Here is an 18,185-nt window from a genome sequence, read left to right as displayed (position 1 = left end):
TATGTGATCTGGGCTGCGGGGGCGTATGGGATGAGGGGTGGGGGTGGGGGTGCTCCGCTGCATTCTTCGCTTGCTTTCGATTTGACGGTGACCAGTGTGTTGGTGCCTCTTGTTTCGGGTTTTGCGGTGGTGTGCAGCGAGGTGGGTGGTGCGGAGGGGCTGGCTGAACTGATCAGGGATACGGGTGAGTTCGGTCTGGTCAAGGTGGTCCCGGCGCATCTTCCGCTGTTGGCGGAGTTGCTGACGCGGGAAGAGGCTGCCGTTTCGGCTCGTACGTGGGTGGTGGGTGGTGAGGCGCTGGCGGGCAGCACGGTCCGTGACTGGCTTGAGCGGTCTCCCGGTTCGGTGATCGTCAATGAGTACGGTCCGACAGAAGCGGTGGTGGGCTGCTGTGTCTTTGAAATCTCAGCTGGTGTAGAGGTCGGTGAGTCGGTGCCGGTGGGGCGTCCGATTGCCAATACCCGCCTGTATGTACTCGATGCGTATCTTCAGCCGGTGGCACCGGGTGTTGCGGGTGAGCTGTATGTTGCGGGCGCTCAGCTGGCCCGGGGTTATGTGAGGCGTCCGGGTCTGACGGCGGAACGCTTTACCGCGAATCCCTTCGAGCCGGGTGGGCGGATGTACCGGACGGGGGATGTGGCCCGTTGGACTGCCGGCGGGCTCCTGGAGTATCTGGGCCGGGCGGATGAGCAAGTCAAGATCCATGGTTTCCGGATCGAACCAGGTGAGGTCCAGGCCGTTGTGGCCGCTCACCGTGAGGTTGCCCAGGCAGCGGTCATCGCCCGCGAGGACACCCCGGGAGACACCCGCCTGGTCGCCTACATCGTCCCCGCACAAGACGATGATGTGGACTCGGACCTGCCTGAATCGGTCCGCACGTTCGCCGGCCAACGCTTGCCCGGGCACATGATTCCGTCGGCGGTCGTCGTCCTGGACGCCCTCCCACTGACCGCCAACGGAAAGCTCGACCGCACGGCCCTCCCGGCCCCCGACGCCACGGGAACCGTCAGGGCCGGGCGCGGACCGGCCAACCACCAAGAAGAACTCCTCTGCGCAGCCTTCGCCGAACTCCTTGGTTTGCCCGAAGTCGGCGTCGATGACGACTTCTTCGTCCTCGGTGGTCACTCCTTGCTCGCTGTCCGCCTTGTCAGCAAGATCCGCGCCGATCTGAGCGTAGAGGTTCCGCTTCGGGTTCTCCTCGAGGCATCGACTGTGGCGGCACTCGCACAACAACTTGCCCACCAGAAAACAGCAAGGCCGGCGTTGCGGCCGATGCGTAACCAGGAGGAGTCCTGATGATTCCGTTGTCATACGCCCAGCGTCGGCTGTGGTTCATCAGCCAGTCCGAGGGGCCGAGCTCCACTTACAACATTCCGGTCGTGCTGCGTCTTTCAAGCGACACTGACGGCGCCGCACTCGGTGCAGCCCTGCGTGACGTGATCGGCCGCCATGAGGTCCTGCGCACGGTCTACCGGGTCACGGACGGCGAGCCTTATCAGCACATTCTGAAGCCAGACGAACTGGACTGGTCGCTCGCGGTGGTCGAGGTCGCTCCGGCCGAGCTCGATGATGTGATCGCCGGTGTACTCGCCCACACCTTCGACCTGTCGACCGAGATACCTATACGGGCCTCGTTGTTCACCACTGGCCCTGACGAGCAGGTGCTCGTCCTGGTGACCCACCACATTGCGAGTGACGGCTGGTCCAAGCGCCCGATGGCCCGCGACCTGTCGGCCGCGTATGCGGAGCGCAGCGAGGGCAGGGCCCCTTCGTGGGAACCGCTGCCGGTCCAGTACGCCGACTACACGCTCTGGCAGCGCGAGCTGCTCGGCGACGAATTCGACCCCGAAAGCATGATGGCCACGCAGGTGGCGCACTGGCGCGGGGTGCTGAACGACAGTCCCGAGGAGCTTGAGCTCCCCGCTGATCGTTCCCGGCCGGCTGAACCCTCTCACCGCGGCTACAAGGTGCCGCTGGTCGTGCCCGCAAAGGTGCACGCGCGCCTCGCTGAGCTGGCCAAGGCCGAAAGCGTGACCCCCTTCATGGTGCTGCAGGCCGCTCTCGTGGCTGTGCTCTCCCGTCTAGGCGCAGGCACCGATATTCCGATCGGCACGACCGTGGCCGGACGTACGGACGTCGCCTTGGACGACCTCGTCGGCTTCTTCATCAACTCGCTTGTCCTGCGTACGGACGTGTCGGGCGACCCGACCTTCACCGAGCTTCTCGCACGGGTGAGGCAGACCGATTGGGCGGCGTTCGAGCACCAAGAGGTGCCGTTCGATAAACTGGTTGAGGAACTGGCTCCGGCCCGCTCACTGGCCCGGCACCCCCTGTTCCAGGTCATGCTCAAGGTGCAGAACATCGACCAGGCCGTCCTCGACCTCCCAAGCACCGGTACTAAGGGCACCTCCGCTGACCTTGCTGCGCAGCAGGCACCGGCCCCCGCCGAGGCCGCTTCGAACCAAGGCCCGACGACCAGCGAGTCCGCCGCGAAGTTCGACCTGGACGCGACGGTCACCGAGGTCTTCGACGTTCACGGCGCCCCTGCGGGCCTGCGCGGTTCGGTCGTCGCCTCCGCGGACCTCTTCGACGTCGCGACGGCCGAGCGGATCGTGGCACGCTGGGCTCAGGCAATCGAGCTGCTGGTCCTCGACCCGCAGTCCCGGCTGAGTGCGATCCAGGTCCTCGACGAAGCCGAGCGCCACCGGGTGTTGACCGAATGGAACGAGACCAATGCCGACCTGTCGGCCGGGTCGCTCCCGGAGTTGTTCGCGGCACAGGTGGCTCGTACGCCGGACGCCGTGGCCATCGTCGCGGGCGGCGCTGCCGTCACGTACGCGGAATTGGACGCCCGCGCCAACCGCCTGGCCCGCCACCTCGCCGCGCAGGGCGTGCGTCCCGAGTCGGTGGTCGGCGTGTGCCTGGAACGCGGTGCGGATCTGATCGTCGCGATCCTTGCCGTCCTCAAGTCCGGCGGCGCCTACCTGCCCATGGACCCGGCCTACCCGGCCGACCGCATCGCCTACATGGTCGAGGACGCGGCCCCGGCGGCGGTAATCGCCTCGACCGGGACGGCCGGAGTGCTGCCCGCGACTGAAGCGGCCGTGGTGATGCTCGACGAAGCGGAGACTGTGGCGGCGCTGGCGGGGCTAGACGATGCTGCCCCGGACGTGACGATCCTTCCGGAGCATGCGGCGTATGTGATGTATACGTCGGGGTCGACGGGTCGGCCCAAGGGTGTGGTGGTGGCTCATCGGGGTGTGGTGAGTTTGTGTGAGGGGCACGCTCGGACGGTGTTTGCCGGGGGTGGTGGCCGGTTGCGGGTGGCGTTGACTACGTCGGTGTCTTTTGATGCGTCGTGGAATCAGCTGTCGGCTCTGTTTGTGGGGCATGAGCTGCATGTGGTGGATGCGCAGACGTGGCTGGATGCGGGTCTTCTGGTCGGGTGGATGCGGGCGTCGCGTATTGATTTTGCTGAGGTCACTCCGTCGTATCTGCAGGTTCTGGTGGATGAGGGTCTCTTTGAGGGGCCTGTGTGTCCTTCGCGTATCGGGGTGGGTGGTGAGGCGGTCCCGGCCGGTCTGTGGGAGCGGTTGCGTGTGCTGGAGGGTGTGGAGGGGTTCAACTTCTATGGCCCGACGGAGGCGACGGTCGATACGGCGATTGCCCGGCTGGCTTCGTCTGTCGGTGTGGTGGTTGGTGGGCCGGTCGCCAATGCTTGTGTTTTTGTGCTGGATGAGTTCCTGCAGCCGGTGGCGGTGGGTGTGGCCGGTGAGTTGTATGTGTCGGGTGCTGGTGTGGCCCGGGGGTATGTGAACCGTGCGGGTCTGACTGCGGAGCGTTTCGTTGCTTCACCGTTTTCCGCGTTGGGTGAGCGGATGTACCGCTCGGGCGACCGTGTGAAGTGGACGGCGGACGGTCAGCTGGTCTTCCTCGGCCGGGCAGACGATCAGGTGAAGGTCCGCGGATTCCGCATCGAACCGGGTGAAGTCCAAGCCGCCGTTACGGCCCACCCGCAGGTTGCGCAGGCAGCCGTCGTTGTACAGGAGAACAGCCCGGGTGACCGTCGCCTCATCGCGTACGTCGTCATCACGGGCGAACTGACCATCTCCGTACCTGAGTTCGTCGCCCTGAGCCTGCCCGAGTACATGGTCCCCTCGGCGGTCATCGTCCTCGACGCCCTGCCATTGAACGCCAACGGCAAACTGGACCGCGAGGCTCTGCCGGCCCATGAATTCGCCGTCACGGTCGGACGTGGCCCGTCCAACGCCCGCGAAGAGACCGTGTGCGGAGCCTTCGCCGAGGTCCTGGGCCTGGAGAGCGTCGGCATGGACGACAATTTCTTCGAGCTCGGTGGCCAGTCGCTTCTGGCGATCCGTCTCGTCGCACTTCTCCAAAAACGCAGCGTCTCCGTATCGGTCCGCTCCTTCTTCCAGACCCCGACCCCGGCCGGCCTGGCCGCCTCGGCGGGCTCCGCGCAGGTGGCCGTCCCGGCGAACCTGATCCCGGCCGGAGCGACCGCGATCACCCCCGAGATGCTGCCGTTGGTCGACCTGACCACCGAGGAGCTGGCGACGGTCGTCGCCACTGTTGACGGTGGCGCTGCGAACGTCGCGGACGTCTATCCGTTGGCCCCGCTGCAGGAAGGGCTGCTCTTCCACCACCTGCTCGCGGACGGCGGGGATGACGCGTACGTCATGCCGACCATGCTCGAGTTCGACGCCCGCGACAGGCTCGATGCCTTCGCGGACGCCCTTCAGCAGGTCGTGGACCGCCACGACATCTACCGCACGTCCATCGTGTGGGAGGGCCTGCGCGAGCCGGTCCAGGTCGTCTGGCGCCAGGCCACCCTCCCCGTCACCGAAGTCACCCTCGACCCTGAGGGTGGCGACCCGACGGAGCAACTGCTCGCGGCCGGCGGCCTACGCATGGACCTTGGCGAGGCTCCGCTCATTCGGATGCACGCCGCGCAAATCCCCGACACCGACCGGTGGCTGGGCCTGTTGCGGGCGCACCACGTGGTCCGAGACCACACGGCCCTGGAGATCGTTTTCCAGGAAGTGCAGACGATTCTCGCGGGGCGCGGCCGGGAGCTGGCGAGGCCGCTCCCCTTCCGCAACTTCGTCGCCCAGACGCGCGGCGCCGTCGCACGCTCCGAGCACGAGCGGTACTTCGCCGGCCTGCTCGGCGACGTCACCGAACCCACCGCACCGTTCGGCGTTGCGGACGTGCGCGGCGACGGCACCGGAGCCGTACGTGAAGTGGTCCCGTTCGACACGGAGTTGACCCTGCGGCTTCGGGAGGTCTCCCGGCGCCTCGGTGCCAGCCCCGCGACAGTCATGCACGTTGCATGGTCCCGAGTCCTTGCGGCGGTGAGCGGCCGCGAGGACGTGGTCTTCGGCACTGTGCTGTTCGGCCGCATGAACGCGGGCGAGGGCGCCGACCAGGTCCCCGGCCCGTACATGAACACCCTGCCCGTACGCGTCTGCACGGACGCCGCCGGAGTCCGTGCGGCCGTCTCCGCGATGCGCGATCAACTGGCAGAGCTCCTGGAGCACGAACACGCGCCGCTCGTCGTGGCGCAGCGCGCCAGCGGCGTCACCGGTAACACCCCGCTGTTCACCGCCCTGTTCAATTTCCGGCACAACCCAGGCCGCAGCGCCGAGGAGCGCGCGGACAAGCGGAGCCACGAGGGCATGGACGGCATGCGAGCCGTCTTCACACGGGAGCGCACCAACTTCCCACTGATGGTCTCCGTCAACGACAACGGTGACCTCTTCACGCTGGCTGTGGATGCAGTGGCGCCGATCGACCCCGAGATGGTGGGTGAGTTCGTGCGCACGGCGACTGGGAATCTGGTTTCCGCGCTTGAGTCGGCCCTCGAGCGTGATGAGGATGTGCCGCTCAGTTCTGTTCAGGTGCTGGATGAGGCGGGGCTGCGGCAGGTACTGAGTGAGTGGAACGATTCGGCGGTTGAGTTGCCGGGTGATGCCACGGTGGTGGGGTTGTTTGAGGCGCAGGTGGCCCGCACGCCGGAGGTGGTTGCGGTGGTGTCGGGTGGTGAGTGTGTTTCGTATGCCGAGTTGGATGTCCGTGCGAATCGGTTGGCGCGTCGTCTGGTGGCGTTGGGGGTGGGGCCGGAGTCGTTTGTTGGTGTGTGTCTGGAGCGGGGCATTGAGACGGTGGTGGCGCTGCTGGCGGTGTTGAAGTCGGGGGGTGCGTATCTGCCGATTGATCCCGGGTATCCGGCGGATCGGATTGCGTACATGCTCAGCGATGCCAAGCCGGTGGTGGTTCTTACTTCGGTGGGTGCTGTGGCGTCGGTGCCGGAGTCGGGTGCGAGGGTTGTGGTTCTGGACGATGTGGAGCCGGCTGGGTTTGAGGGTGGTCCGCTGGGGGTGGTGATCCGGCCGGAGCATCCGGCATACGTCATCTACACGTCGGGTTCGACGGGGCGCCCCAAGGGTGTCGTAGTGGAGCACCGGTCGGTGGCGGGTCTCCTTTGCTGGGCGGCGGCGGAGTTCGGGGGTGCAGATTTCCGGCGGGTGCTGGTGTCGACGTCCTTCAACTTCGACGTTTCGGTCTTCGAGCTGTTCGGCCCGCTGGTGTCGGGCGGCAGTGTCGAGGTCGTCAACAACCTCCTCGCGCTGGCCGACGCGGACTCGCCGGTAGGCGACGTGAGTCTCGTGAGTGGTGTGCCGTCGGCGTTTGCGCAGATGGTGGCGGCGGGTGAGATTCGGGCTCGTCCTCGTACGGTTGTTCTGGCGGGTGAGGCGCTGACGGCGGATGCGGTTGCCGGGATCCGCACGGCCATCCCGGGGGCCCGGGTTGCCAACATTTATGGTCCCACCGAGGCCACGGTCTACACGACGGGTTGGTATGTGGGTGCGGACGCGGGTGCGGACGTGGAGGGCGCCGTCCCGATCGGCCGGCCGATATCGAATGCTCGTGTGTATGTTCTGGACGGCTTCCTGTCTCCGGTGCCGGTGGGTGTTCCGGGTGAGCTTTACATTGCGGGCGCTGGTCTGGCCCGCGGCTATTTGGGCCGTCCGGAGCTGACGGGGGAGCGGTTTGTCGCTGATCCGTTCTCGTCGTGTGGTGGTCGTTTGTATCGCACGGGTGATGTGGTGCGGTGGTCGCAGGATGGTCAGGTCGAGTATCTGGGCCGGGCGGATGAGCAGGTCAAGATCCGCGGCTTCCGTATCGAGCTGGGCGAAGTCCAAGCCGTAGTGGCCGCCCATCCGCAGGTCGCCCAGGCTGTAGTGGTGGCCCGCGAAGACGTGCCGGGTGACAAACGCCTGGTCGCCTACGTCGTCCCGGCCGAGGAAGCAGAGCCGGCCGGACTTCCCTTGCGTATCGCCGAGTTCGTCGGCGACAGGCTGCCCGCCTACATGGTTCCCTCGGCGGTCGTGGTCCTGGACAGTCTGCCGCTGAGTGTGAACGGGAAGCTGGACCGCAAGGCACTGCCCGCCCCGGAGTATGTCACCGGCAACGGGCGGGGCCCATCCAACGCCCGCGAAGAGATTCTGTGCGCGGGCTTCGCCGAGGTTCTGGGCCTCGACGGGGTCGGCGTCGACGACGACTTCTTCCGGCTCGGCGGCCACTCGCTGCTCGCGATCCGCCTCGTCGCACTGCTTCGTACACGAGGAGTCTCGGTCTCGATCAGGGCGCTCTTCGACGCATCGACTCCAGCCGGGCTCGCCGCCTCGGCGGGCTCCGCGCAGGTGGCCGTCCCGGCGAACCTGATCCCGGCCGGAGCGACCGCGATCACCCCGCAGATGCTGCCGCTCATCGCCCTCACAGCCGCTGAGATCGAGGCGATCGTCACCACCGTTGAGGGCGGTGCTGCGAACGTCGCCGACATCTATCCGCTGGCCCCGCTGCAGGAAGGACTGCTCTTCCACCACCTCCTTGCGGAGGGTGGCGAGGACGCGTACGTGATGCCGACAGTCGTCGAGTTCGACGCCCGCGAGCGGCTCGACGCGTTCACCCAGGCGCTGCAGAGCGTCGTGGACCGACATGACATCTACCGCACCTCGATCGTATGGGAGGGCCTGCGCGAGCCGGTTCAGGTGGTGCGGCGCCATGCCATCCTGCCCTGCACCGAAGTCGCCCTGGATGCCGAGGGCGGCGACCAGGTGAAGCAGCTGCTCGAGGCCGCCGGCGGGTCGATGGACCTGGGGCGGGCACCACTGATCCGGATCCACGCAGGCCGTGTCCCCGGTGGCGAGCAGTGGCTAGCGCTGGTGCGGATCCACCACATGGTTCAAGACCACACCGCTCTCGAGATCATGCTCGCCGAGGTCAACGCGTTCCTCACCGGACGCGACGACACCCTGGCGGAGCCGCTTCCCTTCCGTAACTTTGTCGCACAGGCCCACGCTGGAGTGGCCGCGGGCGAGCACGAACGGTACTTCGCTGAGCTGCTCGGTGACGTCACCGAGCCGACGACCCCTTTCGGCCTGGTCGACGTCCGTGGTGACGGTACCGGCACGACACGAGCTCGGGTCGACTTCGGCGACGAACTGCACACGCGCCTGCTCAACATCTCCCGACGCCTCGGCGCGAGTCCGGCGACGTTGCTGCACCTGTCGTGGTCCCGAGTCCTTGCGGCGGTGAGCGGCCGCGAGGACGTGGTCTTCGGCACGGTCCTGTTCGGGCGCATGAACGCCGGTATGGGGTCCGACAGAGTGCCGGGCCCCTTCCTGAATACGCTGCCCGTCCGTGTGCGCACCAACGAACTCGGCGTCCTCTCCGCTGTGTCCGCGATGCGCAGTCAGCTGGCAGAGCTCCTGGAGCACGAACACGCGCCGCTCACCGTGGCGCAGCAGGCCAGCGGGGTCACGGGTGACGCGCCGCTGTTTACCGCACTGTTCAACTACCGCCACAACCGCGGCAAGTCGGTGGCTGAGGCCCCCCAGGCTCGTGATGAGCGACTGGATGGTATCCGGCGGGTCTTTTTCGAGGAGCACACCAACTACCCGCTGATGGTCTCGGTCGACGACAACGGCGAGAGGATCTCGCTGGCGGTCCATGCAGTGGCGCCGATCGACCCCGAGATGGTGGGTGAGTTCGTGCGCACGGCGACTGGGAATCTGGTTTCCGCGCTTGAGTCGGCCCTCGAGCGTGATGAGGATGTGCCGCTCAGTTCTGTTCAGGTGCTGGATGAGGCGGGGCTGCGGCAGGTACTGAGTGAGTGGAACGATTCGGCGGTTGAGTTGCCGGGTGATGCCACGGTGGTGGGGTTGTTTGAGGCGCAGGTGGCCCGCACGCCGGAGGTGGTTGCGGTGGTGTCGGGTGGTGAGTGTGTTTCGTATGCCGAGTTGGATGTCCGTGCGAATCGGTTGGCGCGTCGTCTGGTGGCGTTGGGGGTGGGGCCGGAGTCGTTTGTTGGTGTGTGTCTGGAGCGGGGCATTGAGACGGTGGTGGCGCTGCTGGCGGTGTTGAAGTCGGGGGGTGCGTATCTGCCGATTGATCCCGGGTATCCGGCGGATCGGATTGCGTACATGCTCAGCGATGCCAAGCCGGTGGTGGTTCTTACTTCGGTGGGTGCTGTGGCGTCGGTGCCGGAGTCGGGTGCGAGGGTTGTGGTTCTGGACGATGTGGAGCCGGCTGGGTTTGAGGGTGGTCCGCTGGGGGTGGTGATCCGGCCGGAGCATCCGGCATACGTCATCTACACGTCGGGTTCGACGGGGCGCCCCAAGGGTGTCGTAGTGGAGCACCGGTCGGTGGCGGGTCTCCTTTGCTGGGCGGCGGCGGAGTTCGGGGGTGCAGATTTCCGGCGGGTGCTGGTGTCGACGTCCTTCAACTTCGACGTTTCGGTCTTCGAGCTGTTCGGCCCGCTGGTGTCGGGCGGCAGTGTCGAGGTCGTCAACAACCTCCTCGCGCTGGCCGACGCGGACTCGCCGGTAGGCGACGTGAGTCTCGTGAGTGGTGTGCCGTCGGCGTTTGCGCAGATGGTGGCGGCGGGTGAGATTCGGGCTCGTCCTCGTACGGTTGTTCTGGCGGGTGAGGCGCTGACGGCGGATGCGGTTGCCGGGATCCGCACGGCCATCCCGGGGGCCCGGGTTGCCAACATTTATGGTCCCACCGAGGCCACGGTGTACTCCACCGCCTGGTACGCGGGTGCGGACGTGGAGGGCGCCGTCCCGATCGGCCGGCCGATATCGAATGCTCGTGTGTATGTTCTGGACGGCTTCCTGTCTCCGGTGCCGGTGGGTGTTCCGGGTGAGCTTTACATTGCGGGCGCTGGTCTGGCCCGCGGCTATTTGGGCCGTCCGGAGCTGACGGGGGAGCGGTTTGTCGCTGATCCGTTCTCGTCGTGTGGTGGTCGTTTGTATCGCACGGGTGATGTGGTGCGGTGGTCGCAGGATGGTCAGGTCGAGTATCTGGGCCGGGCGGATGAGCAGGTCAAGATCCGCGGCTTCCGTATCGAGCTGGGCGAAGTCCAAGCCGTAGTGGGCGGGTGCCGGGGTGTGCGGCAGGCCGTCGTGGTGGTGCGTGAGGATGTCGTGGGGGATCCGCGGCTGGTCACGTATGTCGTTGCGGACGGCGACGTAACCGACCTTGCGGCACGAGTCGCCGAGTTCGTCGGCGACAGGCTGCCCGCCTACATGGTTCCCTCGGCGGTCGTGGTCCTGGACAGTCTGCCGCTGAGTGTGAACGGGAAGCTGGACCGCAAGGCGCTGCCCGCCCCGGAGTATGTCACCGGTGGCGGGCGGGGCCCTGTCACGGTTCAGGAGGAACTGTTGTGTGGGGTGTTCGCGCAGGTTCTTGGGGTTCCTGAGGTGGGTGTGGGTGATGACTTCTTTGCTCTGGGCGGGCATTCTCTGCTCGCGGTGCGCCTGATCAGTCGTATCCGTACGGTGCTGGGAGTCGAGGTCCCTTTGCGTTCCTTGTTCGACACTCCGACGGTGGCGGGTTTCGCGGCCGGTCTGGCAGTTGCTGGGCAGGCCCGGCTGGCGCTGACCGCCGGCGAACGCCCGGAATGCATCCCGCTCTCGTTCGCCCAGCAACGGCTCTGGTTCATCAGCCAGCTGGAAGGACCCAGCTCGACATACAACAGCCCGATCGCCCTGCGCCTGGCCGGCGAGCTCGACCAGCAGGCGCTGAACCTGGCTCTGCGCGATGTCATCGGGCGGCACGAAGTGCTGCGGACCGTCTTCGGTGTCGCGGACGGACAGCCGTACCAGAAGGTCATCGAACTGAACGAACTCGAATGGGGGGTGGAGGTTGTCGAGGTTGACGCGACGGAGCTGGAGGAGGCGGTCGCCAAGGTCGCGCAGTACGCCTTCGACCTCTCCGTCGAGGTACCGATCCGGGCCACCCTCTTCGAGACCCGAGAGGGTGAGCGCGTCCTTGTCGTCCTCGTCCACCACATCGCCAGCGACGGCTGGTCACGAGCACCGCTGGCCCGGGACTTCTCCACGGCTTACGCGGCGCGGGTAGAGGGTCGCGCCCCCGCATGGCCGTCGCTGCCGGTCCAGTACGCCGACTACGCACTGTGGCAGCGGAAGCTGCTCGGCGACGAGGCCGATCCCGACAGCGTAATCACCCGCCAACTCGCCTACTGGCGCGCGGCGTTGTCAGATTCTCCGCAAGAGTTGGAGCTACCCTTCGACCGGCCCCGCCCGGCGGTCGCCTCTCACCTTGGGCACAGCGTTGCGCTTGACGTCCCCGCAGAAGTGCACGCGCGCCTCGCGGAGCTGGCGCGGGCCGAAGGCGTGACCATGTTCATGGTGCTCCAGGCCGCCCTGGCCACCCTGCTCTCGAAGCTGGGCGCGGGCACCGACATCCCGATCGGCTCGGCACACGCTGGCCGCAGCGATGAGGCCCTTGACGACCTGGTCGGGTGTTTCGTCAGCACACAGGTGCTTCGGACGGACCTCTCGGGCAATCCGTCCTTCACCGAACTGCTCGCCCGGGTGCGCGAGACGGGCCTGTCCGGCTTCGCGCACCAGGACGTGCCGTTCGAGCGGCTGGTCGAGGAGCTGGCCCCGGCCCGCTCCATGGCCCGCCACCCGCTCTTCCAGGTCGTCCTGACGAAGCAGAACACCGTCAGCGCCGGTCTCGACGCACTGGCCACACCCGTCGTGTGGACCAGCGGAATGTCCACCGGAACCCGTGCGGCGAAGTTCGACCTCGACGTGATGGTGGGGGAGACGTACGACGCCGAGGGCGTCCCGGCCGGGCTGCGCGGCTCAGTGACGGTCGCCGCCGACCTGTTCGACGCGGAGTGGGCCGAGCGGATCGCCCGGTCCTGGGTGTGCGTGCTCGACCTCCTCGGCGACAGCCCGCAGACCCGCCTCAGCGGCATCCCGGCGGTCGATGAGGTGGAGCGTCATCGGGTGCTGGTTGGATGGAACGACACGGCCACCGATGTCGAACCTGCCTTCATGCACGAACGCTTCGAGACACAGGCTCTCCGTACGCCGAATGCCGTCGCGATTGTCGCTGAGGGCGTTGAGGTGTCGTTTGCGGAGTTGGAGGTGCGGGCGAACCGGATTGCGCATTATCTGATTGGTCAGGGTGTGGGTGCCGAATCCCTGGTGGGGTTGTGTCTGCCGCGTGGTGTGGACATGATCGCGGCGATTGTGGGGGTGTGGAAGGCGGGTGCGGGTTATCTGCCGATCGATCCGGCGCAGCCGACGGAGCGGGTTGCGTTCATGCTGCGGGACAGCCGGGCCGCGCTGGTGCTGACTGCCGAGGAGTTTTTGGATGATCTGCCGGCGGGGCGTTCGCGTCTGGTTGCCCTCGACGGCACGTTCGTGCAGATGCAGCTGGCTGGTCTCCCAACAGAGCGCCCGGGTACCCGTGTTGAAGCGCAGTCGTTGGCGTATGTGATCTATACGTCGGGTTCGACGGGTCAGCCCAAGGGTGTGGCGGTGACGCACGGGGGTCTGGCCAACTATGTGGCTTCCGTCCCCGGCCGGGTGGGTTTTGGGAAGCCTGGCGCGCGGTACGCGCTGCTCCAGGCGCAGGCAACGGATCTGGGGAACACGGTGGTGTTCGCCAGTCTCGCCACCGGCGGTGAGCTGCACATTCTGGATGAGGGTGCGGTCACCGACCCGCAGGCTGTTGCGGCGTATCTTGCCGAGCACCGTATCGACCACTTCAAGGCTGTGCCCTCGCACCTGGCGGCGCTCTCCGCCGCCGGTGGTTTCGATGCTGTGCTGCCGGCAGGGTCACTGGTTCTGGGTGGTGAGGCTCCGTCGCCGGCATGGCTGCGGGAGCTGCTCGCGGTGGCCGGTGAGCGGGAGGTCTACAACCATTACGGGCCGACCGAGACTACGATCGGGGTGGCGACCACCCGGCTGACTGCCGAGCAGACAGCCGCCGGTGTGGTGCCGGTCGGCACCCCGATCGCCAACACCCGTCTCTACATCCTGGACCAGCACCTGAGGCCGGTGGCACCGGGCATTGCCGGTGAGCTGTATGTCGCGGGTGCGGGGCTGGCACGCGGGTACATCCGACGAGTCGGCCTGACGGCGGAGCGGTTTGTGGCGAACCCGTTCGAGTCGGGTCGGCGGATGTATCGCACGGGTGACCGGGCGAAGTGGACGGCGGATGGTCAGGTGGTCTTCCTGGGCCGGGCCGATGACCAGGTCAAGATCCGCGGCTTCCGTATCGAACCCGGCGAAGTACAGGGCGTGGTCGGCGCACACCCGCAGGTCGCCCAGGCGGTGGTCATCGCCCGCGAGGACGTCCCCGGCGACAAGCGCCTCATCGCCTACGTCATTCCCACGGACCTCGACGAGCCGCGTGACCATCTACCGGCATCCGTACGTGAGTTCGCTGGACAGCGGCTGCCGGAGCACATGGTGCCGTCCGCGGTGGTGGTCCTGGATACGCTGCCGCTGACCGGCAACGGAAAGCTCGACCGTAAGGCGCTGCCCGCGCCCGACTATTCCTCGTCGCTGGCGTCCGGTGGGCGTCGGGCGGCCACGCTGCAGGAGGAGATCCTGTGCATGGCCTTCGCTGAAGTCCTGGGTCTTCCCGAAGTGGGCGTGGACGACGACTTCTTCGAGCTCGGTGGCCACTCGCTCCTCGCGGTGCGCCTGGTCAGCCGCATACGCTCCGTTCTCGGCATCGAAGTCGAGATCCGATCGCTCTTCGATGCCCCCACGGTCGCGGGTCTGGCGGATCAGCTGCCCGGTGCCGGTATGGCGCGAGCGGCACTGACGGCCAGGGAACGCCCCGAGCGGCTCCCACTCTCGTACGGACAGCGCAGGCTCTGGATCATCAACCAAATGGATGGGCCGAGCGCCACCTACAACATCCCTGTGGTCACCCGGCTTGCCGGAGCGGTGGACGCCGACGCGATGCGCGCGGCCTTCCGCGACCTGCTCACACGCCACGAAGTGCTGAGGACCGTTTTCGAGGTCGCAGACGGCGAGCCGTACCAGCAGATCGTCGACCTCGACGCGCTTGACTGGGAACTGACCGTCACCGACGTGGACCCAAAGGTGCTGGCCGACGCGGTCGCCGGGGCGAAGGCCCACACCTTCGACCTCGCGACCGATGTCCCCATCCGTGCCTGGCTGTTCAGGGCAGGCCCGCAGGAGCAAGTTCTCGTCGTCGTGGTCCACCACATCGCCATGGACGGTTGGTCATGGGCGCCCCTGGCCCGTGACGTGTCCGTGGCTTATGAGGCTCGCACCACGGGCCGTGCTCCCGACTGGCAGCCGCTGCCAGTCCAGTACGCCGACTACGCGCTGTGGCAACGTGAGGTACTGGGCGACAGTCAGGACTCCCAGAGCCTGATTTGGCAGCAAGTTGCCTACTGGCGCGAGACGCTGGCGGGGCTGCCGGAGGAACTGGAACTGCCCTTCGACCGGGTCCGGCCGGCGATCGCCTCGCACCGAGGCCACCGGGTGCCGCTCGATATCCCCGCGGACGTCCACGCCAGGCTGACGGAACTGGCGCGCGCAGAGGGCGTGACGACATTCATGGTCCTTCATGGCGCCCTCTCGGTCCTGCTGTCCAAGATCGGCGCAGGCACCGATGTCCCGATCGGCTCCGCGATCGCGGGCCGCACCGACGACGCACTCGACGACCTGGTCGGCTACTTCGTCAACACGTTCGTCCTGCGCACCGACCTGGCCGGGGACCCGACCTTCCGGGAGGTCCTGGGCCGTGTACGCGAAGCGGGGCTGGGAGCGTTCGCCCACCCGGACGTCCCCTTCGAGCGGCTGGTGGAAGAGCTGTCCCCGGCTCGTTCGATGGCCCGTCACCCGCTGTTCCAAGTCATGCTGCTCCTGCAGAACAACGACCAGGCCGTGCTCGACCTGGAAGGCGTTGCCGCGCAGCGCGGGGCCCCGGTGGCCCGCGTCGCCGGGGCCCCGGCCGAGGCCGTCGTGAAATTCGACTTGGACATCAGCGTCGCAGAGCTGTACGACGCGGAAGGTGCCCCCGCGGGCATGCGGGGTTCGGTCGTCGCGGCCGCCGACCTGTTCGATTCGGCGTCGGTCGAGCGGATCGCCGAACGGCTGACACGGGTGCTCACGGCGTTCGCCGCCGATCCGGGGATCCGCCTGGGCGAGGTGAACGTTCTCGGCGAGGACGAGCGGGTGCGGATGCTCGCCGAGTGGAATGCCACCGAGGCTCAGGTCCCGGAAGCGACGGTCGTCGAGCTGTTCGAGGCACAGGCCGCCCACACACCCGGCGCGATCGCCCTGGTGCACGGCGACACGGAACTGACCTACGCCGAACTCGATGCCCGCGCCAACCGACTCGCACGCTACCTGGTCGGCCGGAACATAGGCCCGGAGGCGGTCGTCGCGGCGGTCTTTGAGCGCACGGTCGACCTGGTGGTGGCACTCCTCGGTGTGATCAAGGCGGGTGCGGCATACCTGCCGATCGACCCGGCCTACCCGGCCGACCGGATCGCGTACGTCATCGCTGACTCCGAAGCGGTCTGCGTGCTCACCAGCGAGGACCTGCATGCGCGCCCCACGGCACCCGAGCACCGCCCGCAGGTACCTGTGGTGCTGCTGGACGGTGTGGAAGTCACCGAGCGGCTCGCGCGCTATGAGAGCCGACCGTTGACCGACGCCGAGCGCACGGCGGCGCTGCGGCCCGAACATTTGATGTGGGTCATCTACACCTCGGGGTCAACCGGGCGCCCCAAGGGAGTTCTCGTCGAGCACCGCGCGATCGTGAACTTCCTGAGCGCGATGCAGGACAGGTTCGCCCTGGGGGCGGACGACCGGCTCCTGGCGGTCAGCACCCACGGCTGCGACATGGCGGGTTTCGAGTTCTACCTGCCGTTCCTCAACGGGGCACGCATGGTGCTTGCCTCGCAGGAGCAGGTGCTCGACCCGTGGGCGCTGCGCTCCCTCATCCGTACCACCGGTGCCAACATCGTGCACGCGACACCCAGTCTGTGGCGCGGTCTGATCGCCGACGCCGAGGACCCGGTCGACTGGACGGGGGTCCGAGCCATGATCGGCGCGGAGGCGCTGCCGAGCGATCTGGCCCGCACCCTTCTGTCCAGGACGCCCACCCTTTCCAACTTGTACGGTCCGACCGAGACCACCGTCTGGTCGACCGCCAAGGAGCTGACGGGCGAGGGCGCCGACCCGACATCCATCGGTGGCCCGATCGCCAACACGCAGGTGTATGTGCTCGATCAGGCCCTCACGCCGGTGCCGGCGGGCGTGGCAGGTGAGCTGTACATCGGCGGCAAGAGCGTGGCACGCGGCTACCTCGGTCGCCCCGGGCTGACGGCGGGCCGCTTCGTGGCCAGCCCGTTCGGTGGCACCGGCCAGCGGATGTACCGCACCGGTGACGTGGTGCGCTGGACAGCCGAGGGCGACCTGCAATACGTGGGCAGGGCAGACGACCAGGTGAAGATACGGGGATTCCGCGTCGAGTTGGGGGAGATCGAGAGCATCCTTTCGACGCACCCCGCAGTCGGCCAGGCCGTCGCCGTCGTCCGCGAGGACACCCCCGGCGATCAGCGCCTGGTGGCGTACGTGGTCCCGAACCGTGTCACCACACAGGACGCAGAGGAGGAGAGCGTGGCAACCGACCGGCTGGGCCAGGAAGTCCGGGTGATCACCCAGGACCGGCTGCCCGGCTACATGGTGCCGTCGGCGGTGGTGGTCATCGACCGGCTGCCGCTGATGCCGAATGGGAAGCTCGACCGCAAGGCCCTGCCGGTGCCCGAGGCAGCGCCGGACGAGGAGACCGCCAACTGGGCCGTCACCTCCTTCGAAGACAACATGTGCGACGCCTTCGCCGAAGTCCTCGGCGTGGACAGCGTCGGCGTCGACGACGACTTCTTCGCGCTGGGCGGGCACTCCCTGCTCGCTGTGAGGCTGGTGGAGGCACTTCGCTCGCGGGGAGTGTCGATCGCGGTCCGCGATCTGTTCGCTTCGCCGAGCGTGGCCGAACTGATGAAGGGGATGAGCCTGTCCTCGATACGAGACGCCTTGGGTGTCCTGCTCCCCATCAGGGAGCAGGGCAAGCAGCCCCCGTTCTTCCTGGTCCACCCCGCCGGCGGTCTGAGTTGGTGCTACATGCCGATGGCACGGCACGTGGACGCGGACATCCCGCTGTACGGGCTGCAATCACGCGGTCTGGACGGAACCTCCGAAGTCGTTGCATCCGTACCGGAGATGGCGGCGGACTACATCGAGCAGATCCGCTCGGTACAAGCGAGTGGCCCATACCGGCTGCTCGGCTGGTCCTACGGCGGTGCGGTCGCCCACGAGATGGCCGTACAGCTACAGGCGGCGGGCGATGAGGTCTCGGCACTGGTCATCCTCGACCAGTATCCGTGGACTCTTCGCGTCGAAGAGGAGGCTGGCGACCACACTGACGAGGCAGAGATCGACCTGGAGGCCAAGGTTGACCAGCTGATCGAGGTGGTGCGCCAGGAAGCAGGAGGTGCCCTCGGCGCCGCCACCGAGGAGGAGTACCGCACCTTCGCCCGGATCCTCCAGAACCACCGGACGGTCCGAGTCGGGCACCGGCACGGGCGCTTCGACGGAGACGCCCTGCTGATCGTGGCGCGGGAAAGCAAGCCGGAGGGCACCGCCACCGCCGAGCTGTGGAGGCCCCATATTACGGGTGAAATCACGGAGGCCGATATTCCGTGCACCCACTACGAGATGGCCAGGCCGGAGACCCTGGCCGCCGTGTGGACCGAAGTATCGGCCTGGCTGGCAGCGCGGAGCTGA

General features: G+C 67.3%; 2 protein-coding genes (1 of these 2 running past the window's edge). Both read left to right on the top strand.

Annotated elements, in window-relative coordinates:
- Positions 1-1,296, top strand: partial view of an amino acid adenylation domain-containing protein gene (locus OG584_RS02850; RefSeq protein WP_405774629.1) — the end only. Its footprint begins 8,322 nt before the window's first position; 1,296 of the gene's 9,618 nt are visible here — the last part of the coding sequence; the start codon falls outside the window, past its left edge; the stop codon is at positions 1,294-1,296.
- Entirely contained in the window at positions 1,296-18,185 is a 16,890-nt protein-coding gene (locus OG584_RS02845) for an amino acid adenylation domain-containing protein (RefSeq protein ID WP_405774627.1), read from the top strand. The genes OG584_RS02850 and OG584_RS02845 overlap by 1 nt, the downstream gene beginning before the upstream one ends.

The organism is Streptomyces sp. NBC_00859, from assembly GCF_045161865.1.
Classification (GTDB): Bacteria; Actinomycetota; Actinomycetes; order Streptomycetales; family Streptomycetaceae; genus Streptomyces.
The sequence above is the reverse complement of the archived record's forward strand: the minus strand, read 5'-3'. Positions and strand labels throughout refer to the sequence as shown.

What these genes read in the sequence shown, in the direction of transcription:
- OG584_RS02845 (WP_405774627.1), top strand. Translation starts at nt 1,296, where the DNA reads ATGATTCCGTTGTCATACGCCCAGCGTCGGCTGTGGTTCATCAGCCAG.